Origin of the sequence: Vibrio sp. SCSIO 43097, assembly GCF_023650755.1 — a bacterium.
In the GTDB taxonomy this organism is placed as follows: Bacteria; Pseudomonadota; Gammaproteobacteria; order Enterobacterales; family Vibrionaceae; genus Vibrio; species Vibrio alginolyticus.
This window is the reverse complement of record NZ_CP071841.1, coordinates 115,730-141,974: the sequence shown is the minus strand read 5'-3', so window position 1 is coordinate 141,974 and position 26,245 is coordinate 115,730. Positions and strand designations below refer to the sequence as shown.

The following is a 26,245-nucleotide window of genomic DNA, read 5'->3' as shown; positions in this document are numbered from 1 at the left end:
ACATTTCGCTGACATCGACTCATTCTAAAACCCTAATATCTGACAAAGGAAACGAATCTAATTTTTGTTTCCAGACACCATCGCAGAGTGTATTTCCAGCATTCTGTTTGCCTCGAGAGGTTCTTATGACAGCCTAGGATCTCTCGAGGCTTTTTTGCATCTATTCAAACCACCTGATTCTACATCACAACTATTATCCCCTACACAAGTTGTACTTTTTAACTAGTGCACTAGATCGCGAACTCTGATTTAAGCAACTGATCACACAACCACTTCTAAATTTTGGGTATAAAAGTATCAATACTTTCGTTAACTAGGATGTAAATAATGAAAAACTCGTTTGATCTCACTATGCCCAACGAAGAAGGATACTTTGGTGAATACGGTGGTAGCTTTGTTCCACCTGAGCTTGAACAAATCATGCATGACATCAACGCAGCTTATGAGGAATGCAGCAAAGATCCTGAATTTAAAGCGGAACTCGCTCGCCTGTATAAGCACTTTGTTGGACGACCTAGCCCAATCTTCCATGCGGAAAACTTGTCTAAAAAATACGGAGCAGACATCTACCTAAAGCGCGAAGACTTAAACCATACAGGCGCACATAAAATTAACCACTGCTTAGGGGAAGCCATTCTCGCTAAAAAGATGGGTAAGAAGAAACTAATTGCAGAAACTGGCGCAGGGCAACACGGTGTTGCGCTTGCTACAGCCGCGGCATTGGTTGGCTTGAAATGCGACATTTACATGGGTGAAGTTGATATCGCCAAAGAGCATCCGAATGTCGTCCGCATGAGAATCCTTGGTGCTAATGTCATTCCTGCCACTCATGGGCGCAAAACCCTCAAAGAAGCGGTAGATTCTGCATTCGAAGCTTATCTGAAAGATCCTGATACACAACTTTATGCGATAGGCTCTGTCGTTGGCCCTCACCCATTCCCTAAAATGGTGAGAGATTTCCAATCAATTATCGGTAACGAAGCACGAGTTCAATTCAAAGAAATGACCGGCAAGTTACCCAATAATCTCGTCGCATGCGTTGGAGGTGGTTCTAACGCGATGGGGCTATTTACTGCTTTCTTAGAGGATGAACAAGTCGCCATTCACGGCGTTGAACCTGCGGGCCGCTCTTTGCAAAAGGTTGGCGAGCATGCTGCAACACTCACACTCGGTGAGCCAGGTATCATGCACGGATTTAAGTCTTACATGCTTAAAGATGCGCAAGGCGAACCTCAGGAAGTGTACTCTGTAGCAAGTGGCTTGGATTACCCATCGGTTGGGCCTCAGCATAGTTACTTAAAAGACATTGGCCGTGTCAATTACGGCTCAATCAGTGATGACGAAGCGATTGATGCCTTCTTTGAGCTGTCTCGTGAAGAGGGAATAATCCCTGCTATTGAATCCTCACACGCTGTCGCTTACGCAATTAAACTCGCACAGCAAGGAGAAACCGGCTCGATTTTGATCAACTTATCAGGCCGTGGTGACAAAGACATTGATTTTGTCGTTGAACACTACGGCGCAAAATACGGCATTGAATCACTCATATAGCCTAACTCCGTAGCCTAACCCTACATGCAAAAAGCTACCTGGTACTAGGTAGCTTTTTGTTTTTGTCTACTATTTTAAGAAGCAAGTCCCTTTACTCACTGCTCTCACTATACCTTTAGAGCATAATTCGATTAACCGATAAGAGCTGGAATGCCTGGAAGCTGACCAACAATAGCAAGGGAGCCTGCACATACGATAAACGCAGTGCCAGGAATCAGATATTTATCTTTGCGCGATAGTTCGTTAGCACGCTCATGGTCGCCGATAAGCCCGAGGTTATCCAACAGCATCGTGATTGCCCAACCGAAGACTGGATTAACGAATGCACAGGCAAAAATACAGATACCTGCACTGAGTGAATCTTTATGCTTATGGATCATCTGCATACCCGCTTCAAGGAGTGGTAAGAATACACCCACAATCAAAGCAACGCGCAGAACAGGTTCCCACATTGCTAGATCCATTGGGTAGCCAATTACCGCCGCCGCAATACACATGAAACCCGTCAACAGAGCGCCACCTGGAATAGGACGCTTGGCAATTGCGGCAGGAATCATGTACGTTCCCCAAGAAGAAGCTAGGTTTCCGCCCCCTAAGAGTGAACCAACCCCCTGACGAACAGATGCTCCGACCATCGTGTCGTCGACATCCATGAGTACACCTTTCGCTTCTTTTGGGTAGTTAAGTTCTTGAAACACACGATGGCCGAGATAATCAGGGGACCACATAGCGACTGCCAGTAGAGCAAATGGAGTCACGGCAATAAAGTGCTCTAGGGTTGGCCAGCCTAGCTGCCAGCCTGTATCTTCCCCCCACCAGTAGAATGGACTGAAATTAGGTAGGCCCGGTTCTGTGGTAAAAGCAAACTCAGCGCCCATCAAATAAGCAACAATACCCGCGAGTGCAGAGCACAATGGGATAGCGAGCCAACGTTTATTGATCTTGGCTAAGTAAGCGTAAACCATAACGGTTAGGCCTATGACCACAAACGAAATGTAACCTTGGTCCGTACTTGCAGCCCACGCTTCCGTCTTATTAATTTGCCCGAGCAACCCAACGGCACCAAGGTAGATCAACAACCCTCCTCGAACCCCGATACCAGTAAGAGTCATGAGTTTAGAGCCACCTTTGGTTAAGGCGAGAATTAACCCAAAAACACACACCATCAAACCTAGCGCGAGAGGGTGCCCTCCTGCAGCTGCAATCATAGGAATCAGCGGTATCATTGGGCCATGGGTTCCCGCTAAGTTTGCATTCGGGTTTAGGATGGCAGAAAACAGTATGACGAACAGGGCTCCAGCGATAAGTAATTCGTAACGCACGTTTTCTGCAATGAATTCCGGAGATAAACCAAACTGAGCAGCAAAAGCGGAAACCATGGCAGTGACCATCACCACTTTACCAATGGTTGCTGCTAATGCCGGTACCCAGTCTTCGATTTCAATACTGTAATCACGTGAAGGCAAATGAATTCCCCAGCGACGGAAACTCATGACGGTTAAATCATGATTTAGAAAGTCTTCTCGGTTTTCAAATTCATGCGGTTTTTTGCGCACATCCCTGTAAAAAGTCTTACTTTTGTCAGACATTGAGTCATCCTTTTATGTTTCAACGTTGAACTACGTCAACTAGAGTTTCGCTTGGTAGACAGACCAATACGAGACAACACCCACATCAAACATCGAGGCCACACCAAGAAAGTGGTATGGCTAATTTTTGATTTGAACCTATTAAGCATGTATTGCTATCGGTAGGAATATTAGACATTAGTAAAAGAACAACAAAAATCTCACTTATTACACAATAATTTAACATCGAGCTGGGACGCTTGAACTTTTAAGAGTCATTTTTGAGCAGAGAGCCAAGTAGAGCGGCCAATTCCGATTTATACTTTCAAGGTAGAGAGCACTGTACTCGCATCCATCGCAAAGTAACTATAGATATCTCTGCATTGTATACTTTGTTAAACTCCGCCCTTTAATGAGTAAGGCCCTTAAAAATGATGACTGACGAAGAGAGAATCGAGCTGCAACAGAACAATCCACTGCACGGGTTAAAGCTAGAGACTATGTTGCAAGAGTTAGTAGATTTTTACGGCTGGGACATTCTAGATACAGCAATGCGTTTTAATTGCTTTAACACTAAGCCTTCGATTGCAAGTAGCGTGAAGTATTTAAAGAAAACCGAATGGGCGAGAGAAAAATTAGAAAACTTTTACCTTTATCGCTTTAAGCGTATGCCACGCGCGAGCGAAGAAGAATACAACTTACCACCAAGAGCTCGTACCTTCCCTCATGGCCTTGAACCTAAAGAGCCAATGCCGCTAACCGTTGACTCTATTCTTAAGTCACAAGCTAAAGCAGCGTCTGCATTTAAAAAGCGTTCACCTCGCGGACGCCCTGCTCGTCGCCAATAACACTATCTTGAAAAGCAATAGAGCCCTACTGGTAGCTCCAGCAGGGCTCTATTGTTCTTTAAAGGAATGGCTAGAAGCGAAGACTCAAGCTAGTGAGCATTCCCTTTCTCCAGCAACTCCCGTAAGTAAACTCACATGTAGTTTACGTTTTCTATTGATTACGCTTTTTCTTCTTTTTACCCGTACCTGCTGGCTTCGCTCGCGGCTTCATTGGTAAAAAGTAGGCTTCACTCTGATCGTCTTCCACTTCAAAACCGACTACCTGCTCGCGTTCAAGTTGGAACTTATTTTTCTTTTCTATCACTTTGAAATGGTGGTAGTCGTCGTAATCGATAAGAGATAATCCTAAACCTACTTCACCAGCACGACCACTACGACCGATTCGATGCATATAATCAGCAGGGCTACGCGGAAGATCGAAGTTAATCACCACTGGAAGTTTTTCAATATCAAGGCCGCGTGCTGCGATATCGGTGGCAATAAGAACTTGAATCTCGCCAGACTTAAAACCGTCAAGGACACGAGTACGAGCGCCCTGCCCTTTATCACCATGGAAAACTTCAGCGGTAATACCGCGTTTTGACAACTTTTGAGCTAAATGATTACAGGCATTCTTAGCATTCACAAAAATCAGAGTCTGTCGCCACTGATGCTGTTTGATTAAGTGCGCGAGTACCGCCGTCTTCTCACCTTTATTTACACTAAACACGCGCTGCACCAAAGTGCTGGCTTCTGCGCTCTGCAACTGAACTTCAACAGGGTCGCGGAGCAACTGCTGAGCCAACGTCGTCACTTTATCAGGGAAAGTTGCAGAAAATAACAGCGTCTGTTTCTTCTCTGGGAGTAACGCAAGAATCTTATTCAGTTCTTCGGTAAATCCGAGGCTCAACATACGGTCGGCTTCGTCAAGAACAAGCGTTTTTACTTGGTCCAACTTAATCGCGTTACTGGATACCAGATCAAGTAATCGACCCGGCGTTGCAACAATGATGTCACAGCCACCACGAAGCGCCAGCATTTGTGGGTTCACCGATACACCACCAAATACGGCAACCGTTTTGATCTTATCTCTGAGATGGTATGAGTAAGATTTGACGTTATATGCCACCTGTGATGCCAACTCACGAGTTGGTACTAAAATCAGGTGGGAAACGAAGTTGCCACGGCGATTGTTTGATTCGTCTTGCTGAACAATTTTTTGCAAGATTGGCAGCGAAAAAGCAGCGGTTTTACCAGACCCCGTATTGGCACCACCAATAATATCTTTCCCTTCAAGGATATCAGGAATAGAACGGGATTGAATGGGCGTCGGTTGGCTGTATTCCAACGCTTCTAGTCGCTCGACTAATGTTGGAATCAGGCCAAGATCGGCAAATGTCGCTTGCTGTGTTTTATCTGTCATTACGATGAGTGGCTCAGTGCTAGTAAAGGCCGTGTATCTTATGCTATTTCGCGTCTGGATGTTAGAGATAATGGCCCAAACAGAAGATTGGTGAAAGAAGCACTATAGGGTTCAGGAATTTCCTTTCACTAACATGAGTTAATGGTTTCGGTAACCAATACTCTACGACCAAGATGGTAGCGTTCGCGATAAGCAAAGGGAAAAGGAGCCAGGCATTCTGACTCCTGTAAAACAAAACACATTGTATTTTGGGGAAAGAGATTACAAAGGCAGGCCACATCCGAATCAAAGGCTTAACCACACTATTTAAGCTCTGTGGTTTTGAGAGCTTAATATAGCTTGAGAAAACTCCAGGTCACTAATGTCCATCGTTGTCTATTTAACTAATGTAGTGGACTCGGTTGTATAGATTACTTTCTCCCAATACCACGGTTCTTCTTAGGGCAAATTTGACTGCTATAGCCACAATCGTTACTGATGTCGTATATGGAAATACCTGTTGTCAGAAAGGTAACGCGCCAAAATGAGTAATGTTGCATATCATCCTCGTAAGCCCAATTCCTTCACGAGGTAGTAATGGAAAAAATTAATTTATCCCGATATCTGATATGTAGCTTCGCCTTTGTGTTGCTTTATCCTACGGCAATAGATATCTACTTGGTTGCTTTACCACAAATCGCCCATGACCTGTCTGCCAGCGAATCACAACTTCATATTGCTTTTTCTATTTACCTCGCTGGTCTAGCATCGACTATGGTTTTTGTTGGGCGAACTGCTGATTGTTTAGGACGCAAACCTGTTGCCATTTGCGGTGCAGTGATTTTTACCCTTGCATCAATGTTCGCGGGCTCTGCTGAGACCAGTAATAGCTTCCTAATAATGCGCTTTTTCCAAGGCGTAGGTGCCGCATGTTGCTATGTAGTGGCCTTTGCCATTTTGCGTGACACTCTAGGGGACCCAGAGCGAGCTAAGGTTCTATCGATGCTTAATGGAATTATCTGCTCTATTCCAGTACTTGCCCCCGTGATCGGCAATCTGATTATGATCAAGTTTCCGTGGCCCGTGTTATTCACTGCCATGGCGATAATGGGTGTTGTGATAGGTTTAATTGCTTGCTTTGTCTTGAAAGAAACCTTGCCTAAAACCAAGCGCACAACTTTAAAGGTGAGTGAAGCTTCGAACGAATCACTATCTAACCGCTTTTTCATATCGCGCGTTATTTATACATCTTTAGGCGTCACAGCTATTCTCTCTTATGTAAATACGTCACCAATGATAATAATGGATTCAATTGGTTTTACTCGAGGCGAATATTCAACAACGATGGCACTACTCGCGATGGTAGGTATGACGACATCGTTTTCAGTTCCATTTGCTCTTTCTTGCTTCAAACAAACCACATTGATGTTCGCTGCACAAATGACCAATTTTCTGTCGGCTATCGTTATTCTCGCGGCTCACTTGAATAGCGATAGTCCGACACTTTATATGGTAGGATTCACTCTGCTCAGCATGAGTTTTCCAATGGGGTTTGGTGTGGCGATGAGCCAAGCGTTAAGCCAGTTCTCACGCAAAGCTGGACTTGCAAGCTCTATGCTTGGCATAGGTCAGGTTTCTTGGTCTGCACTTTACATTTGGTTGATGGCGACGCTAGGTGTGTCGGCCGTGATGATGTTAATGATAGCGTTGGTTGCTAGTGGCGTTATTGGACTCTCCGTAATATTATTATTTCCAAATCATAACGTTAGTGAGCCTCATGAAGAAATCTCTTGCCCGACTTGATCTTAATTTACTGCTCACTCTGCAATTGCTACTGCAAGAGCAGAGTGTTACTAAAACGGCGAAAAAACTTAATGTAACTCCCTCAACCGTGAGTAAGTCTCTAGGCAAACTACGCGCTTGGTTTGATGACCCGCTTTTTGTGAATACGCCGCAAGGCCTAAAACCAACAAATCTCGCGACAAACGTGCAAGTGCTTTTGTCAGACTGGATGCAGATCGGTAACCAGATTGTTTCACTCAGAGGTGATGATGTTCCAAGCGGAGTTAAATTTCATCTTGGAGTAGAGTCGCCATTGTCACTCATCATGGTCGACGAACTGACCAAACGAATCCATGACTTTTACCCAGACTCAACGGTAAAGTACCATAACTGGGATGAGGACTCATTAGATGCCATCACTAGCGGTGAAGTGGATATTGGTTTTACTGGCCGCGAAAGCCATCCTCGCTCCAAAGAGTCGTTAGAACTGCTACCGTATTTCATTAACTTCGAAGTGTTGTTCTCAGATTTACCTATGGTGTATGTCCGCAAAGATCATCCTGCGCTCAAGCAAGAGTGGAATTTGGATACTTTCTTAAGCTATGCCCATATCAATGTAGCATGGGAGAAAAATGACAGTTGGGTGTTGGATGAGATCTTGGCTGAGCAGGGACACACTCGAAACGTTAGCCTAACGATGGCGAGTTTCGAGCAAGCTTTATTTGTTGCAGAAAAGCCCGACCATCAAATGTTAACCACAGCACCAAAATATTGTCAGCGATACTGCGAACAGCTTCACCCCAACTTAATAGCGTTGCCTATCCCCGTTGCTGAAGATTATCAGCACAAGCTACTGATTCCATTTACTATGATTTGGCACAAGCGCAATAACCAGAACCCTAAAATCGTGTGGTTGAGGGAGACGATAAAGAGCCTGTATGGCACAAGTTGAACAGTTAATGTTTAAGTACATTTAAAGTAAAGGAATAGACATTCTCCCCCTTTATGTTGTCAATAAGCGTAGGAGTGTGATCTTGCCTTCTATTAGATTAAATACTTGAAAATCTTGGACTCTATTATCCACTTCGAAATTGATTTCAGCTCATTTGGGGACAAAAAAGAGTCAGCCTAACGGTCTGGCTCTTTTGAATGAAAAAATAGTCTGGTGGGAGAACTTGTAAGGCTGTGGCAGGTTACACTCACTTACTCCTTAGGCAGGTGACCAGTTTCCTTCGCAAGCTTTTGCATCGCCTCGGCAAACGTTGTTGTCCCGCCTTTAGCTTTAAGCTGTATTACCTTATATCCCAACTTTTCCAACGCTTGGCGCTCTGCCAAAACAGCTTTGTCATTGTGTTGGCTACCTTGAGCTGGCTGATGAATGTAGCATCCCTCTAGTTTACCATCTTCGACCAATTGGTGATGTTTCAGTGCATCGATATCAAAATTCATAATAAGTCTTTTCATTAAGAGTGGGAGTTTCTGTGGCTAGTTACATACGCTTCAAAGGCTTCACGACACTATCTAAGCCTTCAATTTTGAGCGCTAAACATAGCTTGAGCAAATCCCCTAGCTCGCCGCTTGGCCAGCCCTTTTTATCAAACCACAGTAAGTATTCTTCAGGCAGGTCGATTAACACTCGCCCTGCATATTTCCCAAATGGCATTTGCATTCTAGCGAGTTTAATGAGGTTTTCTTTTTCTAACATAAGTGACAGAGAGTTAAGGTAACTCGTCCAAGGGTAACACTGGTTCTCCCTCCTCACCAGCAAATCGCAGTCACGTTTATTTTTGGCGGCCTTGACTCGCTTTATGCTAGAGTACGCGGCATAAAAAATGAGAACGAGAAAGCAATGAAGTCACCTTGTCGAGCAGCATGTAAAAATAACGCCGGAATATGCTCTGGTTGTCACCGAACGATGGATGAAATCATCCAATGGAAAGACAAAACCGATCTCCAACGAGATGCGATTATCGAACAAATCGCAGGAGAAGATTCAACGCACAGTTGTCCTGAGTGCGGGACTCAAGCCCATTGTGATATCGCCGCAGGCAAAGAGACATGCTGGTGCTTTACTATAGAAACCCGTGATTTACCCAAGCCAAGCGCCAACCAGCTGTGTTTGTGCCGAAAATGTCTAGAAAAAAAGCCAGTCGCGTAATACGACTGGCTTACTGATCATCGTTTTCTGACTGGTGTTTATTTAGCGGTTAAAGCGGACGCTTCAAACTTAATGCCTTCCCACCCTGTCACCATAAAATTACGAATATTCTGGTGATCGCTGTTCTCTGGATACTGCAATACATCTTCACGATAAAAACGGCCAAAGCAGGCTAGCGTCGCTTCTTTGTCTAGGTTGTTTAGCAAACCGAAAGCGAAGATCTTACACGAACCGTTGTTCTCGCCTGCATTGTTTTGTGTCTCACCATTTACAAAAGCGGTTGGCTCAAACGTATAGTTATCTTCGATCACCGCCATCGTTGCTTCAAATTCGACCTGCTCTGGTGACGCTGCCAATAAATCTAAAAACGATTTTAATTCCATTATTCCTCTATCCCTACTTCATCATATTGATGACACATTAGTTTCATAAAAAGCCAATATAAGAGTCATCAATCATACATATATTCAGAGCCTTACCAAATCACACGTCATTCAGCGCTCTATCATTCCAGTTGCGGAAATGGACAGCAGCATAAAACCCATGCTGATTGACAACCTATCGGATTGATAAGGAGATATCATGATCACCCCTTTAAAGGCAATCGGTGCACTCGCATTGTCATCACTTGCCATCGCGTGTTCATCACAACCCGAAGATACCGTGGCTTCATTCGCTACACAATGCAAACCTACCACTGCGCCCGTTACTGGGGAAACTTCAATTCAAGGGTTAACGTTTATCGGGACATCCGTTGCTGATGCTCCATTCGATACATCGGCAGCTGAAATCGTGAGTTATGACGCCTGTACAGATAAGCTCTATGTGGTGAATGCTCAAGCAAAACGTATCGATGTACTTTCTATGGATGACAACGGCGTACCAACGCAAAGCGCATTCATTGATCTCAACAGCGCTGGCGAAGCAGCGGGCATTGAAATTGGCGCAGCAAACAGTGTCGCTGTATTCAATGGTTTGGTAGCTGTTGCGATTGAAAACAGTAATAAACAAGCGAATGGTATTGTTGGCTTGTACCGCTCCGACGATTTGTCATTAGTCATGACGTTTCCAACAGGCGCATTGCCAGACATGGTTGGCTTCTCGAAAGATGGCCGATACATCGCAACCGCTAATGAAGGAGAACCAAACAGCGATTACAGCATTGACCCTGAAGGTAGTATCACTTTGATCGATCTGAGCCTTGGTGTTACTCAAGCAGAAGTGACACAAATTGGCTTTAACGAATTTGATGGTTCACGAAAAGCAGAGCTCCCAATGAATGTGCGTATTTCGGGGCCAAACGCCACCGTCGCACAAGATCTAGAGCCTGAATACCTCACTTTTGCAGATAACGGTAAAATCTATGTCGCGCTACAAGAAAATAACGCCATGGCAATCGTCAATCCAGAGAGCAAATCGGTAGAAAAAATTGTTGGCTTAGGTGAGAAGTCTTGGTCGGGCGCTAAACTCGATGCATCCAACAAAGACAAAATCATTGAGAACTTGAAAAGCTACCCACAACTGGTTGGCTTATTTATGCCTGACACTATCGACAGCTACTCAGTGAATGGGAGTACTTACATCGTATCTGCAAATGAAGGCGACGGGCGTGAGTACGGATTCAAAACCACTCAAGAACTGTGCGACAAAGCTGGCTTTATGTGGGATGAAGACGATTACCTTGGTACAGATGAATACACATCTGAGCAAGGGAGCTGTTTAAGCCATATTGATGAAGTGCGCGGTAAGAAGCTGAAAGTAGCAGCAGAACACCCATTGGCAGAGGCACTAAAAGACAACAAACAACTCGCGCGTTTAAAAGTGATTAAGCCGGAACAAACGCTTTCTGCACAAGAGAATGTTCAATCATTTGGCGCGCGTTCATTCTCGATTTGGGATGAAAACGGCAAGTTGGTCTTCGATAGTGGTGACGATTTCGCGACTATCGCGCTGCTGAATGAAGGCAAGAACTTCAACAGCACCAACGATAACAATAATAGTGGCGATGACCGAAGTGATGATAAAGGTATTGAGCCAGAGGCGATTGAAGTAGCACAAATTAACGGTCGTCATTACGCGTTTATCGGCTTGGAGCGTCAAGGCGGTATCATGATTTATGACTTCACAGACCCGAAACAAGCGCAGTTTATGCATTACGTAAACCGCCGTGATTACAATCAGCCAGTATGTACAGAAGTCGAAGATGGCGAATGCATGAACGACACATACAATCCAAAAGCAGGCGATTTAGGTCCAGAATCCATTAATTACTTTACCCGTAATGGTGGTCATTTTATCGCCGTTGGCAATGAGGTATCGGGCACGACATCCGTCTTCCGAATCAATCTATAAAGTAATGTAAAAGTCATTTAGAACCAAAACGCCCGACGTAAGCCGGGCGTTTTTTTGTATGAGGTAATGTCCTACTCTGCCGATGCTAGCGCGTCACACTTTGATGCGCAGATAAAATCGTTTTTATGCAGACCTTTGATAGAGTGACTCCACCACGTTACGGTAACCTTACCCCATTCCAACAAAATAGAAGGATGGTGGAACTCATCTTCTGCCAGTTCCGCGATTTTGTTACTGAAAGCCCATGCTTGTTTGAAGTTCTTAAATTTATACACCTTTTCTAGTTGAGGTATATCTTCTCTTTCAATGATCTGCCAATCAGACAATTGCAGAAGCAGAGACTGTTGTTCTTCTTTGCTTAGTGCAATGGCATCGATACTACAAGCTTCGCATTTTTGTTCATTCAACATGAGCAGGTTCCTTTGGTTCAAAAAGTGGAGGAAGCAGTCCAGCTTCAATCGCTAGATCGGCTTGTTTCAATAAATTTAACTGACTAATTTTAAAGAGCTGAGAAAAGTCATCAATCACGTAATACTTCGGTTGCATGATGTCGATACGATAAGGCGTTCTCAGCACTGTTTGTAATTCAAATGGGTCGCGAATTGCTGCATCACTCTCTAATGCGTAGAGGGTTTCGCCAGGAGATGAAAGAATACCACCACCGTAAATTTTGGTTTTGTCCCCTTCTTTCACCAAACCAAACTCTACGGTAAACCAGTAGAGGCGAGCGAGATAGGCTCTTTGTTTTGGGGTAGCGGCTTGCCCTAGTTGACCATAATGCTCGGTAAATGCAGCAAAGTCTGGGTTGGTTAACATCGCGCAATGACCAAATATTTCGTGGAAGAAATCTGGCTCCTGTAAGTAATCGAACTCATCTCTTGTACGCAAGAATGTGGCGACTGGAAAGCGCTTATTACCGAGTAGATTAAAAAATCGGTCGAAATCAATAAGCGCGGGAACGGGCTCCACTTGCCAACCTGTTGTCTCCATCAAGACACGATTAATTTCTGGCAACTGAGGAACGCGGTCTTGAGGTAAATCAAGCAGCGTCAAACCGTGTAAATAAGCCTCACAAGCTCTGTTTTGGATCACACCCATTTGTCGTGTTACCAAATCTCGCCAAATGGCGTCTTCTTCACGGCTCCATTCAACCCTGCCTTCCTGGTTTACGGGTTTAGAACGATACTGGGTCATGGCTCATCTCCATTAACAAATCCTTTACATTAAGCCTATCTGTAGTCTTAAGAGCTTCCAATCCCTGCGCGATTTTCTCAGCATCATCCCGATGTAACATATTGTTTACAACTCATCGTAACTGCATGATTTTTATGACACGATATAATATCTGGCTTGTTTGACTTTATCGTGTATTCCTCTCAAACTAAAACCTGTTATCACTTTGTTATAGAGGGACCTATGCGCGAGAGCAGCAAAGTATGGCAACCGAGCGAAAGTCGTATCGAAGAAGCCAACATTACACAGTTTATTGAACACATTAATCGACAAGGAAGTACCCTTGAAAGCTTCGCTGATCTGCATCAATGGTCACTCGATCATGTAGAAAAATTTTGGCAGGAAGTTTGGCTATTCTGCGACGTCATTGGCACTCAGGGAGAGACCATAAAAGAGCGAGCAGAAAGTCGCTGGCAGCAACATGTTGAAAATAGGGATATAAAATGGTTCCCAAACGCGCAAATTAACTACGCCGAAAATTTGCTAACCTACGCGTGTCACCAACCCGATGATCTCGCTATTTGGTTTGAAAATGAACGTGAAGAAAAACAGACCTACACCTGGAAACAATTGTGCGAAGAAGTTTCGAGTGTGCAGCAATGGTTGAAAGAATGTGGAATTAAGCAAGGTGATGTCGTCGCTGGTTATTTACCTCACCTACCTCAAACGGTGATAGCCATGCTAGCAACCACTAGTTTAGGGGCGACCTGGACTTCCACCTCACCTGATTTTGGCGTCGAAAGCGTTTTGGAGCGCTTTGGTCAAGTGAAACCCAAAATCCTGTTTACTTGTGATGGCTATACATTCAATGGCAAAACTTTCGATATGTCTGAGAAAAACCAGCATATTGCGGATCATCTTGATGGTCTTAAACAAGTTTGCCAAATTAGCTACCTTAAACCACACATTTTTGAATGCGATGTCTGCACCCAAGATTGGCAAAACGTCCTGAATCAATACACCCCCGAAGCGCTGACTTTTACTCGTGTGAATTTTAACGATCCGCTATTTGTGCTTTATTCTTCAGGCACAACAGGCAAACCGAAATGCATCGTTCATTCCGTCGGCGGAACGGTGCTTAATCACTTGAAAGAGCATCAACTGCATTGCGATATTCAACCGAACGACCGAGTGTTTTACTACACAACCTGCGGCTGGATGATGTGGAACTGGCACGTTTCTTCACTCGCGAGCGGTGCATGTTTGGTGATTTTTGATGGTAGCCCTGTTTACCCCACTCATAATGTGCTCTGGGACCTCGCAGAACAAGCCGAAGTGACGCTATTTGGAACCTCAGCAAAATACCTAGAGGCGCTGGAAAAAGCACCTTTTTCTCCGCAGAAAAGTGATGCATTTCCAAGTCTGAAAACCATTTGCTCAACGGGCTCTGTTCTGTATCCAGAACAGTTTGATTATGTCTATCAGCGCATTAAAGAAGATGTACACCTCGCCTCGATTTCTGGCGGAACAGACATTTGTGGCTGCTTTGTATTAGGCAACCCTATTTCTCCCGTTTATCGGGGAGAGTGCCAATCAGCAGGGTTAGGGGTCGATGTCCGAGTCTTTAACCCACAAGGTAATAGCGTAATGGGAGAGCGCGGTGAGTTGGTTTGTGCCAATTCATTACCCAACTTCCCTGCTGGCTTTTGGAACGACACCGGTGAGAGATATCATCGCGCTTATTGGGATAAGTTCGACAATATTTGGCACCACGGCGATGATGTTGAACAGACTCGCGTTGGGGGATACGTGTTTTATGGTCGAAGTGATACCACGTTGAATCCCGGTGGCGTAAGAATCGGCACGGCCGAAATCTATCAGCAAGTGAACTGTATAGACGGTATTCTAGATTCGATCGCAGTAGGAAAAGAAGTCGATCGCAACGAACAAATATGGCTGTTTGTCCAATTAGTCAAAGGGGTAGAGCTCAATGACGAGATGATCGCTTCCATCAAAGCACAGCTAAAGTCTGCATGTTCTCCAAGGCATGTACCTAGTGCGATTTACGCAATAAGCGATATACCTAAGACACGCTCAGGAAAGCTGGTCGAGTTAGCCGTTAAGCAAGTCGTTAACAACCGAAACGTCGAAAATTTAGGCGCAATAGCCAACCCTGAAGTGCTGGAGGAGATACGCAGAATAATCGTCTAAAAATAACCTCCGAAGACTTAGTTGTTCGAGTATGTCCTTGCCTGCACCACGACGACTTGTTTAGAGCAAGTGAAGTTACACATACCCTCAGCAGATAAGAAAAAAGCGAGCTTGTTAGCTCGCTTTTGTCAATTTTTGTTCTTTATTCAGCGGTATTAGCGACGACCAAGCCCCATTAATACCGACATTGTTTTACCATCAGATGTAATGTCAAAAACGTGTTGCGATTCAACTTCAGTAAAACCCGCTTCTTTCAGTGCACGCTCAGACTTCGCAAGGGTAAAACCGTCTTGTTCACATTCTGCAATCCAATCAAAATGAACAAAATAGCCGCCGTGGTTAAGTAGAGAATGCGAGATCGTTAATGACGCGTCTAAGTCTTCCACGAACGCTAAAACTGATGATGCAACCACCAAGTCGAACTGTCCACGAAACGCAGGGTGCTGAGCAACCAAGCCGCGAGATAATGCATCTACCACAGGTTCTACGTTGACGAGCTCTTTTTTATCGAGTTCCTCAATCATGGCTTCCGATGCGTCTAATGCTACGATGTCTTTAACCATCGGTGACAATCGTTGACTTAACTGCCCTGTTCCGCATCCAAAATCTAGTACTTTAATGCCATCAAGCTGAGTTAGCTGTTGTAACTGCTCAAACACCGACTGCGCAAATTGCTCTGTTGCTGGATTTGATTCCCAGTTTTTTGCTAAGCCGTCCCAATCTTGTGCCATCGTGGCCTCCATGTTCACTTTTTGTAACCCACATAGATTACCGCAAAACCGTTAAAAGACCATAGACTTATCTGGCGGATTCGCGTTTTTTTCGATAATCTTTCATGGCTTTGGGAGCGCATCTGCATAATACCCAAATTATTTGAATTCATTTATTGGTTGTGTCAAATCATGAACTTAACTCAAGTAGAAGCCTTCTGCACCATCGCTGAGTGTGGTTCTGTTTCTGAAGCGGCAAGGCAACTCGACTGCAATCGTACCAAACTCAGTATGTCGATTAAGGCATTAGAGAAAGATCTCGACGTTGAATTGTTTAACCGAACTGGCAACCAGCTCACCCTCTCTGAAGCTGGGAAAGCCATTTACAAAGATTGCGAACACCTACTTATCATCGCACAACGGGTCAGAAAGACCTGCGCTCAAATCTCGGAAGGGTTTAACGCGGAAGTTTGGGTAGCACGTGACGACTCCTTACCTGATGATCTCTGGCAAGAATTATCTCATACATTGAATAACCGCTTTCCTTCAACAACCTTCAACTTAATCTTGGCATCCAGTGGCGACTTAGCCAACTTGGTCAGTACCCACCAAGTAGATTTTGCTTTCGGTGTTGATTATGAGCGAGTAGACGATCCTCGTATCGTATATAACCCATTAGGTAAGATACGTATGATGTCAGTATGCAGTGTAGAACACCGCCTAAGTAAGATGCGCCGTGTCTCAGACGAAGATCTACGTAGTCAGATGCAAGCACTAATGGTGTACCTAAATGAGAAAGACAACCCTGAACTGCAACCTTTCTCGACTCGATATATTGGTTTTTCGAGTTTTGACTACATGCTGAACACCATCTTAGAAGAAGACGCTTGGGGCGTGCTTCCTGAACCATTAATCCGCCATTACCTTCGTCAGCAGAAGCTCGCCGTTATCAAACACACATACGGCTTGACGCAAGAAGACTACTGTATGTTTTCACCTAACGGCCATACTGAGCATCCAGCAATGACGTGGTTAGCAGATAAATTGAGCGAGTATTTATTTGACTTCTAAACATTTTATCAGTGAGCGTCAATTTTATTGACACCAAAAAATCACAGTAAGCCATTGTTTTATAAGAACATAAATAAAAACGCAATTTTTTAAATTAGTTACTGGTCACTTTGTGGTTGCCTAAATTACCTTATGAGCGAAGAATAGTAAGGTATTAAAATTCAAAGGCATCTTTTATGTGTGACAGGACAAGCAAAAACGAAAACCGTATTCTAACCATTTCAGCCCTTTTGGCATCTGGGTTCGCTGCTGGTGGTATGGTACTTGGCTTGCTTGTAGGCTCAATTGTCATTGTTTTTGACGGTGTTTACTCTTTGGTCAGCTTACTGTTAACTTTATTGTCACTGGCCGCTTCTTACTATATTAACAAGCCTTCAAAATCTGTATTCCCATTTGGAAAAGCGGTCTTAGAACCAATCGTTATTGCGATAAAAGCAGCCGTCATTTTAGTGGTTGTAAGCTTCTCTCTCTACTCTGCGATATCAGCATTGATGTCTGGAGGTCGCGAGGTCGATGCTTCTATTGCGACCTTATTCGGCATCGTGAATGTTATCGGCTGTGGTTACGCTTGGTGGTTTATGGCGAAACGCAGCCGCCGCTTCTCATCAGGCTTGATTGAAGCGGAGAAAAAACAGTGGCAAATGGATACTTTGTTGAGTGTGGCGGTGACCGTAGGATTTATCTCGGCTTGGGCTGTTTCACTAACGCCATTCTCTGAGTATGCGGTATATGCCGACCCCATGATGATGGTTTTAATGGGCTTTTACTTCCTCAAAGTACCGTTCGATATGCTAGTAGGTGCCTTACGTGAACTACTAATGATGACACCAAGCAAAGAGCTGTGTCAGAGCGTTGGCAAAGATGTTCTTGAGATTGAAAAAGTGACTGAGCATCAATTGAAACTGGCTGGCGTAACGAAGGTGGGCCAAGAGCTACGAGTAAATGTGGACGTACATATTGATGACGACACATTGGAGCTTGACACACTAGAGCACACTCGTAAGCAGCTTATCAAGCGACTGTCAAAGCACAGATTCAAGCTTCAACTACACTTGAACGTCGCTTATTAGAGCGCCACCAAAGAGCCGTTAAAACTCAATAAAAAGCTCCCAATCTCGGGAGCTTTTTTAATTTTTTCGATTTAGTTGCTTCGTATTCGAATACAGCTCGCAAGGGAGATCTGTTCGTTGCTCACTTAAATTCTCTGATCTCGTTGGTAACTTACCCAGCCGCTTCGCGCTTCTCTTTGGTGACTAACCAACACATCAGCGAGCCCACCGTTACCATCACAACGCCCTGCCAAAAGCTATGGCTCAGAGTTACGCCAAGAATAATGGAAGAAAATAAAGCGGAAAAAATGGGTGTGAAGTAAGACAAGGTGGCGAGAAAAACCATATTGCCGCCAACGATCGCGATATTCCATAAACCATAACCACCAGCCATTAAAGCGGCAGAGGCCACTAAGTACCCCATCGCTTCCCAACTGAATGTCATTGGTGGCTCATCCGTAAACGCGTATTTGACCCAAAGCGAAACAGCTGTTGCAATAAAAAACAGGGTAATCGCATTATGTTTAGATTGCTGCCTTTGGGTTAAGTTGCAATAAAAAGCCCATATAACCGCGCCAGCGAAAGCCATAAAATACACCAGAGGGTTACTACTAACATTGGACATGATCTGAGTTATGGATAAGCCATTCTCACCGCTCACAGTCCAAGCAACCCCAACAAACGCCAGCGTAACTGCGGGATAAAGCAACCAGTTTGTTTTTTTATTGCTGCCAAGGACCGCAAATAAAACCGTCAGTGCGGGCCAAAGGTAATTGACAATCGACACCTCAATTGCCTGCGCGCGCGAGTTGGAATATCCCAAAGATAGAGCGAGAAATATTTCATAACAGACGAACATCGCACCACCAAGCGCAAGATACTTGGGAGAAAAGTAAGACAACTTTGGAATACCGACCACGATAAGAAGGAAAACAGAGCTAAGAGAGTACAACATGGCTGCCCCGCCTACAGGACCTAAACTCTCCGTAACCAACCTCGCGATGCCAAGCAGACAACTCCAAGAGAGAATCGCGATACAACCATAAAGTGTGAAACGAAATTGCACTGATTTCATGTGACCTACCACTCACGAATGCCAAAGGAAACGTCAGCTTAACTCAAAAATGATCAGGTTCAACGTACTGTTTTATAAAAATCAGTATAAAAATCATTCTATTAAGCCGTTGGAGTCGATATGAAACATTTTCTGCCCTCTAGTGTTATGCTTACACCCTTTGTTGTGCGCTACTATGATGAAGATGACAACGAGAGTGAAAACGTTAAAACACATTCGGAAACGCATGGTCTAGATAGCGAAGAGCAATCTAAGGAACGTTCAGAGTAAAGGAATCCAAACATGAAAAAAGTCGCAGTCATTTTAAGTGGTTCAGGCGTTTACGACGGTTCTGAGATCCACGAAGCAGTGTTGGCGCTCTACGCCATCGAGAAGGCAGGTGCAACTTGGCACTGCTTTGCACCTAACATTGACCAACTCCACGTCATCAATCACCTAACTGGTGACGAAATGGATGAAACACGTAACGTATTGATCGAATCAGCTCGTATTGCACGCGGAAATATTGACGATGTCGCCAAACTTAACGTCGATGAATACGATGCCCTACTGCTTCCAGGTGGGTTTGGTGCCGCGAAAAACTTAACCGACTTCGCTGTTTCGGGTGCGGAGTGCTCCATTAACACACACGTAGCTCAAGCTTGTCGCGCGTTTGCTAATGCGAAAAAACCAGCTGGCTATCTGTGTATTTCTCCTGTCATTATTCCGATGATTTATGAGCAAGGCGTGAAAGGAACGGTAGGCAACGATGAGGCAGTCTCAATAGCATTTAATCAAATGGGCGGTGAACACACCACGTGCCCTGTCGAAGACATCGTTTTTGATGAAAAACACCTCGTACTTTCAACCCCTGCTTACATGTTGGCAGAGAATATCTCTCAAGCGGCTTCAGGTATCGAAAAGTTAGTATCAAAACTGATTAAAATAGCTTAATTATTAGTAGTTAGCTTATAAAACACTTCCCTATCCCCATTGATAATTAAGTTATTAATGGGGATTTTTTATACTTTAGTCGAATTTAGAGATATATCCGCGTCAGAAGTCAATTTCTGCCAATCGTTTGCGTCCATAGTTTCATATTTGTTCTACTTTATATCAGTGTTGCACTTATACGCAGTGCAACAAGATCACTGTCACAGTTTTTCTCTTGCAAGTACCTCTAAGTGGGTAAACTTGCTTTAGATCAACTTCAATCTGGAAACGAATGTGCGACAGTAAATGGCAAATTAAGAAAGATTATTAAAAATAACGACGGAGCTATCCAATATGACAAGTGCATTTTTTATCCCTACGGTAAACCTAATGGGCGCTGGTTGTTTGAAAGACGCAGCAGACAGCATCCAATCTCAAGGCTTTAAAAAAGGTTTGATCGTTACGGATAAGATCCTTAACCAAATCGGTGTAGTCAAACAAGTTCAAGACCTTCTCACTGAGCGCGATGTAGCAACCGTTGTGTTTGATGGCACTCAACCAAATCCAACTATCAGCAACGTTAACGACGGCTTAGCACTTCTTACTGATAACGAATGTGACTTCGTTATCTCTCTAGGCGGCGGTTCACCACACGACTGTGCGAAAGGTATCGCGCTTGTTGCTTCTAACGGCGGCAAAATCGCAGATTACGAAGGCGTAGACCAATCTGCAAAACCAATGATGCCACTTATCGCGATCAACACGACGGCGGGTACTGCATCTGAAATGACGCGTTTCTGCATCATCACTGACGAAGAGCGTCACATTAAGATGGCTATCGTTGATAAGCACACAACACCGCTTATCTCGGTAAACGATCCAGAGCTAATGCTCGCTAAACCTGCTTCGCTAACTGCGGCAACAGGTATGGATGCCCTAACTCACGCGATTGAAGCTTACGTATCTATCGCGGCAACACCAATCACTGATGCAGTAGCAATCAAAGCGATTGAGCTTATCCAAGCTTACCTACGCACAGCAGTGAAAAACGGTGAAGATCTAGAAGCTCGTGAACAAATGGCATACGCACAGTTCATGGCGGGTATGGCGTTCAACAACGCTTCTCTAGGTTACGTACACGCAATGGCACACCAGCTAGGTGGTTTCTACGACCTTCCACACGGTGTTTGTAACGCGATTCTTCTACCTCACGTACAGCGTTACAACGCGCAAGTATGTCCTGAGCGTCTACGTGACGTAGCAAAAGCAATGGGCGTAAACGTAGAAGGCATGTCTGCTGAAGAAGGTGCAGCGGCAGCAATCGACGCTATCGTTACTCTAGCGAAAGATGTGGGTATCCCAGCAGGTATTAAAGAGCTTGGTGCGAAACTAGAAGACATCCCAACACTAGCAGACAACGCACTGAAAGACGCTTGTGGTTTCACTAACCCTAAACAAGCAACTCACGAAGAAATTTCTAAGATCTTCGAAGAAGCGATGTAATCTCGCTAACTAAACAATTCTCTAGCCTTAATTCAATCCCCGATCTCGTATCGGGGATTTTTTACATTCATATACAAGTGAATCTCTGCCAAACATAGTCTTTTAGTGTTAGCTTTTAAGTATTAACACGATTCATATTGGAAGGAACCATGAGAACGATTGCTGCTACCCTACTCGCTTGTTTATCCTGTTCTGCCAACACTGCCGAATACCGCGCCAACGAAGTGGCGAGTGGATTTCAGATCCCTTGGGGGATCGAGTTCTTAGATAATCAACGCGTTATCGTCAATCAAAAGAACGGTACGGTTTCGTTGCTGGATATCACCACAGGCAAACCTCAAAAGCTGTTTAACGTTCCCGATGTGAACACCAGTGGACAAGCCGGCTTATTGGATGTTGCGCTCGCACCGAATGCCGATAAGCAAAACCCGCAACTCTTCTTTACCTACAGCAAGCGTACGAGCAAAGGCAATACGGTGGCGTTAGCGACGGCGCAATTGCAAAACAATCAGCTTGTAGGTTGGAAAGATCTCTTTGTTGCTGATGCCTTCACCGATACAGGTCGCCACTACGGCAGTCGAATTTCATTTGTAGACGATAAAGTTTACTTCTCAATCGGTGACCGTGGCGAACGTGATAATGGACAAGACACTCAAACCCATGCTGGCAGTATTCTACGCCTTAACCTTGATGGTTCGGTTCCGCAAGACAACCCATTCAAACCTTCCGAAGCTCGTCATGAGATATGGAGTTACGGGCACCGTAACCCACAAGGTATGTTTTACGACGAAGCAACAAAACAGCTGTGGTCTATTGAACATGGACCACGCGGCGGCGATGAAATTAATCTAATCAAGAAAGGCGCGAACTACGGCTGGGCAAAAGTCTCTCATGGTAAAGAATATTGGGGTCCGTTGGACGTCGGTGAAGCTAAGTCGTTACCGGGAATGGAAGATCCCAAGCTGGTATACGTCCCTTCTATCGCACCCAGTAATATGATTTTGTACCGTGGTGATAAATACCCAGAGTTGGACGGAAAAATCCTCGCCGGTGCCTTGAAGCTGGCGCACATCAACGTGGTTTCTATTGAGAATGGCAAGCTCACCGAATCAAAAAGATTGATGGAGAATCTTGGTGAGCGAGTAAGAGATATAACCATCAGCCCCGATGGTTATATCTACTTTTCTACCGACAGCGGCAAAATCTTTCGTCTTGAGGAAAGGTAATCAAACACTAAAATCGTTAAGACTATTTAATTTGTGACGTACTAGTGATTTATTTTCGTACAATCTAAGCAGAAGAATCTAAACTTAACAATAACCTTTTGTTTTTTAAAACGATAGTTCGGTTAAGTTGTACGAGGTCATTATGATTCCATTCCCTTTACAGCTCGATAAAATTAAAGCCGTGGTGTTTGATTTAGACAACACCTTGGTGAGTTCTGATATGAACTTCGGCGAATTGCGACAACAGTTAGGTTGTCCGCAGAGTGAAGATCTATTGGATTTTGTCGACGCACTTGAGCACCCTCATCATCGAGAGCACGCTCATAACGTGATATTTGATTACGAGATTTCTGATGCTGAGCAGTCTGCTCCAATGATTGGCTGCCATGAATTGCTCGCCCACTTGCATCAAAATGAAATCAAAACCGCTATCGTGACGCGCAACTGCCAAATCGCCACGCTGCGCAAACTAGAGCACAACCAAATCTCTGTGGAGCGAGTCATCACTCGTGAATGCTTCCCGCCCAAGCCAGACCCATTGTCTTTGCAGGTGTTGGCGAAAGAGTGGCGTTTGATGCCGGATGAAGTGCTTTATGTCGGCGATTACCTTTATGACTTACAGGCAGCGTATAACGCGCAGATGCCCTCTTGCCTTGTGCACCATGGGAATCAAGAAACCTTCAATGACTCAGCCTCGTTGGCGCTTAATGAACTCAGTGATTTATTGAGCCGTTTTGAATCCTTACCACGCAAATAAAGCACACATATAAAATACGCAAACAAAAAAAGGGGCACCAACGTGCCCCTTATGACTTATTCCCGATTGTTTCATGCGTTCCCAAGGATTGCTTGGGTGATGCGCTGCTTAGCCTTGTAGGTAAGCGTTAAGCATCCACATTAATTTTTCTTGCTCACGGATGTAGTCACCCATCAATGCCGCTGTACCTTCGTCATCTGCTTCACCCGCGTTTTGTAGAATCTCACGCTGTTTTAGAAGTAGAACGCTAAAGCCTTGAACCAGACCTTGTACACACTCCTCACCAGAAGTCGCGTTTTGATGTTCTTTAATTTCACTTGCTTCCAAGTAGTTGCTGAATGAGTGCGCTGGCGTATGACCCAAAGTTAGAATACGCTCTGCAAGCTCATCGATTTTTGTTTGTAGATCAGTGTAAATCTCTTCAAATTTTACGTGCAGTTCGAAGAATTGCGCACCTTTAATGTTCCAGTGGTAACCGCGAGAGTTCATGTACAACACTTGGTAATGCGCTAGCAGTTGATTTAACTGTTGAGCTAGTTGTGCTGATTGTTCGCTGTCTAGACCAATTAGGCTTACTTGTTTGTTCATAATGTTGCTCCTAGAAGGATGATACCAATCGTAGTAACGAACTATTCTCTTACCGGGATTGGTATAAAGTTTAAAAATTCTTTTGCAGTATTTGCTGCCGATGGAGTCATATTACGACTCTGACTCGGTGAAGAAAATTTGGTTTTAGCTATGATTTAAATAGCCAAATCCAATGAGCAAGCAGACGAATATCGGCGTATCATCCAACAAAAAGCCCCAATCCTTTTTGTGTAAAAAGAATTGGGGCTTTTTTACTATTTGGTTAACGTTCAAAAGTAGATGAACAGACGTAAACCTTATCTATGCCGTTTTGAAAGTTGCCATCTGTTGATTCAGCTCAGTAACTTGCTCTTTTACTTGCAATGATGTCTCTGATGCACGTTGGCTGTTATTCGAAACCTCATCCACTGATTGAGTTATATCGGACATCAATCCAGTGATCGAGTTGGTCGCATGAGATTGCTGCTCTGCCGCTGCCGCAAGCTCTGCCATTTGTTCATTCAAAGAACCAATTTGTTCAGTAGTGACGAGCAAACGAGTTACCGCTTTTTCAATGTGCTCAGCGCCCTGCTCCGCAAGTGATTGGCTGTGTTCAATCTCCTCAACCACCGAATTGGTCGAGCGTTGAATCGCGTTGATAATGCCGTTGATTTCTGTCGTCGATTGAGTAGTGCGAGTCGCTAACATACGTACTTCATCCGCCACAACTGCAAAGCCTCGTCCTTGGTCGCCCGCACGCGCTGCTTCTATCGCGGCATTCAATGCCAGTAAGTTAGTTTGTTCTGCTAAGCCTTCAATCACCTCTGTAACTCGACCAATGGCTTCGCTCTCTTTGCTTAACTGCGTCACTTGCGTGCTCGCGGTTTCAATGCTGCCATGTAAGCTTTCCATGGTGACTTTGTTTTGCTCTAGTGCATCGCGACCTTGTTCAATCTCGCCTTTTGAATCAGAAAGCTTCTGTACTGATTGATTGGCTTGATCTAGGGTGTTACGCGCGGCTAAAGCGATTTCATCCAATTGGCTTCCCATTTCAACAATGCTGGTCTGTTGCTGTTCAACATTCAATGAAGTGACTTGCGCCGATTCCAATAAAGCTCCCATGCTGGTATCCACTTGGTGCGCTTTCTCACTCACCCCTGCCACGATGCTCGCTAACGATTGGTTCATGCGGTTAATCGAATCGGTAAGGTCTGCCAATTCATCTTTCCCAACAACAGTTAACGGAGGCTGAGAAACATCTCCTGAAGCGATCGTCTTGGCTCGCTCCGATAAGTTTTTCACTCGGCGACCAATGGTGTTGCCCATGTATTTTGAAATCGCTACTGCGGCAAACAAAACTAATGCTGCTGCAATCAACATAGTGGTCAGTACGTTCTTGATCGACTGATTAATACCCTGTCCACTTTGATCAGCACGACTTTGCTGAGCCAATACGATCGTTTCTAAACTTTGGTCTAGTGCATCCGCTGCTGGCAACAGTTCATTCGCCATTAACAAGTTTGATTCGTTCCATTCTGGCGATTGACGCAATGCAATCACCTGCTCTGCTAAAGGAAAGTACAGTTGCTGCATTTCTTTAAACAGTGACCACAGTGATTGGTCGTTATCGGTAAGTCTGTCGAGTTTGCTATCGATTTCCGCCACAGATTGATTGTGGTATTTAATCAAGTCGTGGTATTTGTCTAGATGATCTTGCTGCCCGTATAACAGGAAATCTCGCAGTGCAGACAGTGCATTGGCGAGCGAGGTATAGCTGTCGGCATAAACTTTGAACAGACGTTTTCTGTCTCCACCGAATGGGTTTCCTGACTCTTCGTTGATTAAGCTTTGAAGCTGGTCAAGTGCCACTTCTGCAATGGGTGCCGCTTCGTTAATAAAGAGGTTGTGTGCGGGTAAGTTCTCATCACTGTGGCTAAGTTCAATCAGCTTGTTTAGAGAAACTTTTACCGCGTCCCACTGGCTTTGGATCGCTTGAAAATCCTGTTCAGAGATCAACGCCTGCAACGTTGGAAGCGACTCGTCTGTAGATGCCATGATATTACGCACGTCCTCACTCAGACGTGCGCTCGCCTCTTCATCGCCACCTAGCAACATGTAGGCTCGAATAGAAGACAGCGACGCTTGAACGGACTGTTGGATACCGCGACTGGTGTCGACGGTCGGTAAATCGGATTTAAGTAACGAAGAGGCGTATTGCTCTACGGTAGTGACGTTGCGATACGTGAATACCGCTGATGCCATAAAAAGTACGGCTAGCAGCACAAAACTGAGCTGCAACTTCCCTGATATCGTAAGGTTCATCCATAAACTCCTGACAACGATGAGCCTTA

At 44.6% G+C, this 26,245-nt stretch carries 25 protein-coding genes; 14 read left to right on the top strand and 11 right to left on the bottom strand.

All coding sequences use genetic code 11. The annotated features are described in order from the left end of the window. Window positions 1-327 precede the first annotated feature (327 nt). A complete protein-coding gene (trpB, locus tag J4N40_RS17000) occupies window positions 328-1,551 on the top strand; it encodes a tryptophan synthase subunit beta (RefSeq protein ID WP_005375643.1) in 1,224 nt (407 codons plus the stop codon). Window positions 1,552-1,682: 131 nt separating this feature from the next. Here the strand turns inward: trpB and J4N40_RS16995 are convergent, their stop codons facing one another. After that, window positions 1,683-3,140 (bottom strand): DUF3360 domain-containing protein, encoded by a 1,458-nt coding sequence (locus tag J4N40_RS16995; RefSeq protein ID WP_005375642.1) that lies wholly within the window; start codon window positions 3,138-3,140, stop codon window positions 1,683-1,685. A gap of 410 nt (window positions 3,141-3,550) precedes the next feature. Between J4N40_RS16995 and J4N40_RS16990 the strand changes: the two genes are divergently transcribed. Further along, a complete protein-coding gene (locus tag J4N40_RS16990; RefSeq protein ID WP_005375544.1) occupies window positions 3,551-3,967 on the top strand; it encodes a VF530 family protein in 417 nt (138 codons plus the stop codon). Between the two features lie 151 nt (window positions 3,968-4,118). Here the strand turns inward: J4N40_RS16990 and J4N40_RS16985 are convergent, their stop codons facing one another. Beyond that, window positions 4,119-5,369 carry a DEAD/DEAH box helicase gene (locus J4N40_RS16985; RefSeq protein ID WP_005375545.1) on the bottom strand — a complete coding sequence of 417 codons (1,251 nt, stop codon included), beginning with the start codon at window positions 5,367-5,369 and terminating at the stop codon, window positions 4,119-4,121. A gap of 576 nt (window positions 5,370-5,945) precedes the next feature. On the opposite strand from J4N40_RS16985, the gene J4N40_RS16980 reads away from it, so the two are divergent. Beyond that, complete coding sequence (locus J4N40_RS16980) at window positions 5,946-7,151, top strand: MFS transporter (protein WP_115386715.1); 1,206 nt, start codon at window positions 5,946-5,948, stop codon at window positions 7,149-7,151. Then, window positions 7,126-8,082 carry an HTH-type transcriptional regulator YidZ gene (gene yidZ / locus J4N40_RS16975; RefSeq protein ID WP_033907131.1) on the top strand — a complete coding sequence of 319 codons (957 nt, stop codon included), beginning with the start codon at window positions 7,126-7,128 and terminating at the stop codon, window positions 8,080-8,082. The genes J4N40_RS16980 and yidZ overlap by 26 nt, the downstream gene beginning before the upstream one ends. 251 nt (window positions 8,083-8,333) lie before the next feature. On the opposite strand, the gene J4N40_RS16970 is transcribed toward yidZ, so the two are convergent. Next, window positions 8,334-8,579: a hypothetical protein gene (locus tag J4N40_RS16970; RefSeq protein WP_033906842.1), complete on the bottom strand. Its 246-nt coding sequence runs from the start codon at window positions 8,577-8,579 to the stop codon at window positions 8,334-8,336. Window positions 8,580-8,619: 40 nt separating this feature from the next. Further along, complete coding sequence (locus J4N40_RS16965) at window positions 8,620-8,835, bottom strand: DUF3820 family protein (protein ID WP_005375557.1); 216 nt, start codon at window positions 8,833-8,835, stop codon at window positions 8,620-8,622. 144 nt (window positions 8,836-8,979) lie between these two features. Here J4N40_RS16965 and J4N40_RS16960 point away from each other — a divergent pair, with 144 nt between their 5' ends. Next, window positions 8,980-9,288 carry a cysteine-rich CWC family protein gene (locus tag J4N40_RS16960; protein WP_080276966.1) on the top strand — a complete coding sequence of 103 codons (309 nt, stop codon included), beginning with the start codon at window positions 8,980-8,982 and terminating at the stop codon, window positions 9,286-9,288. A 38-nt stretch (window positions 9,289-9,326) separates the two neighbouring features. On the opposite strand, the gene J4N40_RS16955 is transcribed toward J4N40_RS16960, so the two are convergent. Then, window positions 9,327-9,671: a HopJ type III effector protein gene (locus J4N40_RS16955; RefSeq protein WP_017634382.1), complete on the bottom strand. Its 345-nt coding sequence runs from the start codon at window positions 9,669-9,671 to the stop codon at window positions 9,327-9,329. A 199-nt stretch (window positions 9,672-9,870) separates the two neighbouring features. On the opposite strand from J4N40_RS16955, the gene J4N40_RS16950 reads away from it, so the two are divergent. Beyond that, window positions 9,871-11,640, top strand: a complete 1,770-nt coding sequence (locus J4N40_RS16950; protein WP_250654600.1) for a choice-of-anchor I family protein — start codon at window positions 9,871-9,873, stop codon at window positions 11,638-11,640. A 71-nt stretch (window positions 11,641-11,711) separates the two neighbouring features. Here the strand turns inward: J4N40_RS16950 and J4N40_RS16945 are convergent, their stop codons facing one another. After that, window positions 11,712-12,050 carry a 4a-hydroxytetrahydrobiopterin dehydratase gene (locus tag J4N40_RS16945; protein WP_005375563.1) on the bottom strand — a complete coding sequence of 113 codons (339 nt, stop codon included), beginning with the start codon at window positions 12,048-12,050 and terminating at the stop codon, window positions 11,712-11,714. Continuing rightward, entirely contained in the window at window positions 12,040-12,834 is a 795-nt protein-coding gene (gene phhA, locus J4N40_RS16940; RefSeq protein WP_005375564.1) for a phenylalanine 4-monooxygenase, read from the bottom strand. Before phhA ends, J4N40_RS16945 begins: the two co-directional genes overlap by 11 nt. Before the next feature lie 222 nt (window positions 12,835-13,056). On the opposite strand from phhA, the gene J4N40_RS16935 reads away from it, so the two are divergent. After that, window positions 13,057-15,024: an acetoacetate--CoA ligase gene (locus tag J4N40_RS16935; RefSeq protein ID WP_250654599.1), complete on the top strand. Its 1,968-nt coding sequence runs from the start codon at window positions 13,057-13,059 to the stop codon at window positions 15,022-15,024. A gap of 155 nt (window positions 15,025-15,179) precedes the next feature. On the opposite strand, the gene J4N40_RS16930 is transcribed toward J4N40_RS16935, so the two are convergent. Beyond that, window positions 15,180-15,755 carry a class I SAM-dependent DNA methyltransferase gene (locus J4N40_RS16930; protein ID WP_017821100.1) on the bottom strand — a complete coding sequence of 192 codons (576 nt, stop codon included), beginning with the start codon at window positions 15,753-15,755 and terminating at the stop codon, window positions 15,180-15,182. 171 nt (window positions 15,756-15,926) lie between these two features. On the opposite strand from J4N40_RS16930, the gene J4N40_RS16925 reads away from it, so the two are divergent. Further along, the gene (locus tag J4N40_RS16925; RefSeq protein WP_005375568.1) at window positions 15,927-16,805 is read left to right on the top strand and encodes a LysR family transcriptional regulator; all 879 of its coding nucleotides are present in this window, start codon (window positions 15,927-15,929) and stop codon (window positions 16,803-16,805) included. Between the two features lie 176 nt (window positions 16,806-16,981). Then, window positions 16,982-17,875 (top strand): cation diffusion facilitator family transporter, encoded by an 894-nt coding sequence (locus J4N40_RS16920; RefSeq protein WP_005389400.1) that lies wholly within the window; start codon window positions 16,982-16,984, stop codon window positions 17,873-17,875. 151 nt (window positions 17,876-18,026) lie between these two features. Here J4N40_RS16920 and yddG read toward each other — a convergent pair whose 3' ends face one another. After that, window positions 18,027-18,929 carry an aromatic amino acid DMT transporter YddG gene (gene yddG, locus J4N40_RS16915; RefSeq protein WP_005389394.1) on the bottom strand — a complete coding sequence of 301 codons (903 nt, stop codon included), beginning with the start codon at window positions 18,927-18,929 and terminating at the stop codon, window positions 18,027-18,029. Window positions 18,930-19,049: 120 nt separating this feature from the next. Between yddG and J4N40_RS16910 the strand changes: the two genes are divergently transcribed. The 5 genes from J4N40_RS16910 (at window position 19,050) to J4N40_RS16890 (ending at window position 23,327) form a co-directional block, all read left to right on the top strand. Then, the gene (locus J4N40_RS16910) at window positions 19,050-19,199 is read left to right on the top strand and encodes a hypothetical protein (protein WP_017634379.1); all 150 of its coding nucleotides are present in this window, start codon (window positions 19,050-19,052) and stop codon (window positions 19,197-19,199) included. A 12-nt stretch (window positions 19,200-19,211) separates the two neighbouring features. Further along, window positions 19,212-19,862, top strand: a complete 651-nt coding sequence (gene elbB / locus J4N40_RS16905) for an isoprenoid biosynthesis glyoxalase ElbB (RefSeq protein ID WP_017634378.1) — start codon at window positions 19,212-19,214, stop codon at window positions 19,860-19,862. A 333-nt stretch (window positions 19,863-20,195) separates the two neighbouring features. Next, complete coding sequence (gene yiaY / locus J4N40_RS16900) at window positions 20,196-21,344, top strand: L-threonine dehydrogenase (protein WP_005388247.1); 1,149 nt, start codon at window positions 20,196-20,198, stop codon at window positions 21,342-21,344. Between the two features lie 149 nt (window positions 21,345-21,493). After that, entirely contained in the window at window positions 21,494-22,570 is a 1,077-nt protein-coding gene (locus J4N40_RS16895; protein WP_250654598.1) for a PQQ-dependent sugar dehydrogenase, read from the top strand. Window positions 22,571-22,712: 142 nt separating this feature from the next. Continuing rightward, window positions 22,713-23,327, top strand: coding sequence for an HAD family hydrolase (locus tag J4N40_RS16890; RefSeq protein WP_169628795.1), 615 nt, complete (start codon window positions 22,713-22,715; stop codon window positions 23,325-23,327). 108 nt (window positions 23,328-23,435) lie between these two features. Here J4N40_RS16890 and J4N40_RS16885 read toward each other — a convergent pair whose 3' ends face one another. Both J4N40_RS16885 and J4N40_RS16880 read right to left on the bottom strand, forming a co-directional pair. Then, window positions 23,436-23,915, bottom strand: a complete 480-nt coding sequence (locus J4N40_RS16885; protein ID WP_033906834.1) for a Dps family protein — start codon at window positions 23,913-23,915, stop codon at window positions 23,436-23,438. A 300-nt stretch (window positions 23,916-24,215) separates the two neighbouring features. Next, window positions 24,216-26,216, bottom strand: coding sequence for a HAMP domain-containing methyl-accepting chemotaxis protein (locus tag J4N40_RS16880; RefSeq protein ID WP_033906833.1), 2,001 nt, complete (start codon window positions 26,214-26,216; stop codon window positions 24,216-24,218). Between the last annotated feature and the right edge of the window lie 29 nt (window positions 26,217-26,245).

Coding starts and splice junctions, on each gene's coding strand:
- trpB (WP_005375643.1), top strand. CDS start 328: ATGAAAAACTCGTTTGATCTCACTATGCCCAACGAAGAAGGATACTTT.
- J4N40_RS16995 (WP_005375642.1), bottom strand. CDS start 3,140: ATGTCTGACAAAAGTAAGACTTTTTACAGGGATGTGCGCAAAAAACCG.
- J4N40_RS16990 (WP_005375544.1), top strand. CDS start 3,551: ATGATGACTGACGAAGAGAGAATCGAGCTGCAACAGAACAATCCACTG.
- J4N40_RS16985 (WP_005375545.1), bottom strand. CDS start 5,369: ATGACAGATAAAACACAGCAAGCGACATTTGCCGATCTTGGCCTGATT.
- J4N40_RS16980 (WP_115386715.1), top strand. CDS start 5,946: ATGGAAAAAATTAATTTATCCCGATATCTGATATGTAGCTTCGCCTTT.
- yidZ (WP_033907131.1), top strand. CDS start 7,126: ATGAAGAAATCTCTTGCCCGACTTGATCTTAATTTACTGCTCACTCTG.
- J4N40_RS16970 (WP_033906842.1), bottom strand. CDS start 8,579: ATGAATTTTGATATCGATGCACTGAAACATCACCAATTGGTCGAAGAT.
- J4N40_RS16965 (WP_005375557.1), bottom strand. CDS start 8,835: ATGTTAGAAAAAGAAAACCTCATTAAACTCGCTAGAATGCAAATGCCA.
- J4N40_RS16960 (WP_080276966.1), top strand. CDS start 8,980: ATGAAGTCACCTTGTCGAGCAGCATGTAAAAATAACGCCGGAATATGC.
- J4N40_RS16955 (WP_017634382.1), bottom strand. CDS start 9,671: ATGGAATTAAAATCGTTTTTAGATTTATTGGCAGCGTCACCAGAGCAG.
- J4N40_RS16950 (WP_250654600.1), top strand. CDS start 9,871: ATGATCACCCCTTTAAAGGCAATCGGTGCACTCGCATTGTCATCACTT.
- J4N40_RS16945 (WP_005375563.1), bottom strand. CDS start 12,050: ATGTTGAATGAACAAAAATGCGAAGCTTGTAGTATCGATGCCATTGCA.
- phhA (WP_005375564.1), bottom strand. CDS start 12,834: ATGACCCAGTATCGTTCTAAACCCGTAAACCAGGAAGGCAGGGTTGAA.
- J4N40_RS16935 (WP_250654599.1), top strand. CDS start 13,057: ATGCGCGAGAGCAGCAAAGTATGGCAACCGAGCGAAAGTCGTATCGAA.
- J4N40_RS16930 (WP_017821100.1), bottom strand. CDS start 15,755: ATGGCACAAGATTGGGACGGCTTAGCAAAAAACTGGGAATCAAATCCA.
- J4N40_RS16925 (WP_005375568.1), top strand. CDS start 15,927: ATGAACTTAACTCAAGTAGAAGCCTTCTGCACCATCGCTGAGTGTGGT.
- J4N40_RS16920 (WP_005389400.1), top strand. CDS start 16,982: ATGTGTGACAGGACAAGCAAAAACGAAAACCGTATTCTAACCATTTCA.
- yddG (WP_005389394.1), bottom strand. CDS start 18,929: ATGAAATCAGTGCAATTTCGTTTCACACTTTATGGTTGTATCGCGATT.
- J4N40_RS16910 (WP_017634379.1), top strand. CDS start 19,050: ATGAAACATTTTCTGCCCTCTAGTGTTATGCTTACACCCTTTGTTGTG.
- elbB (WP_017634378.1), top strand. CDS start 19,212: ATGAAAAAAGTCGCAGTCATTTTAAGTGGTTCAGGCGTTTACGACGGT.
- yiaY (WP_005388247.1), top strand. CDS start 20,196: ATGACAAGTGCATTTTTTATCCCTACGGTAAACCTAATGGGCGCTGGT.
- J4N40_RS16895 (WP_250654598.1), top strand. CDS start 21,494: ATGAGAACGATTGCTGCTACCCTACTCGCTTGTTTATCCTGTTCTGCC.
- J4N40_RS16890 (WP_169628795.1), top strand. CDS start 22,713: ATGATTCCATTCCCTTTACAGCTCGATAAAATTAAAGCCGTGGTGTTT.
- J4N40_RS16885 (WP_033906834.1), bottom strand. CDS start 23,915: ATGAACAAACAAGTAAGCCTAATTGGTCTAGACAGCGAACAATCAGCA.
- J4N40_RS16880 (WP_033906833.1), bottom strand. CDS start 26,216: ATGAACCTTACGATATCAGGGAAGTTGCAGCTCAGTTTTGTGCTGCTA.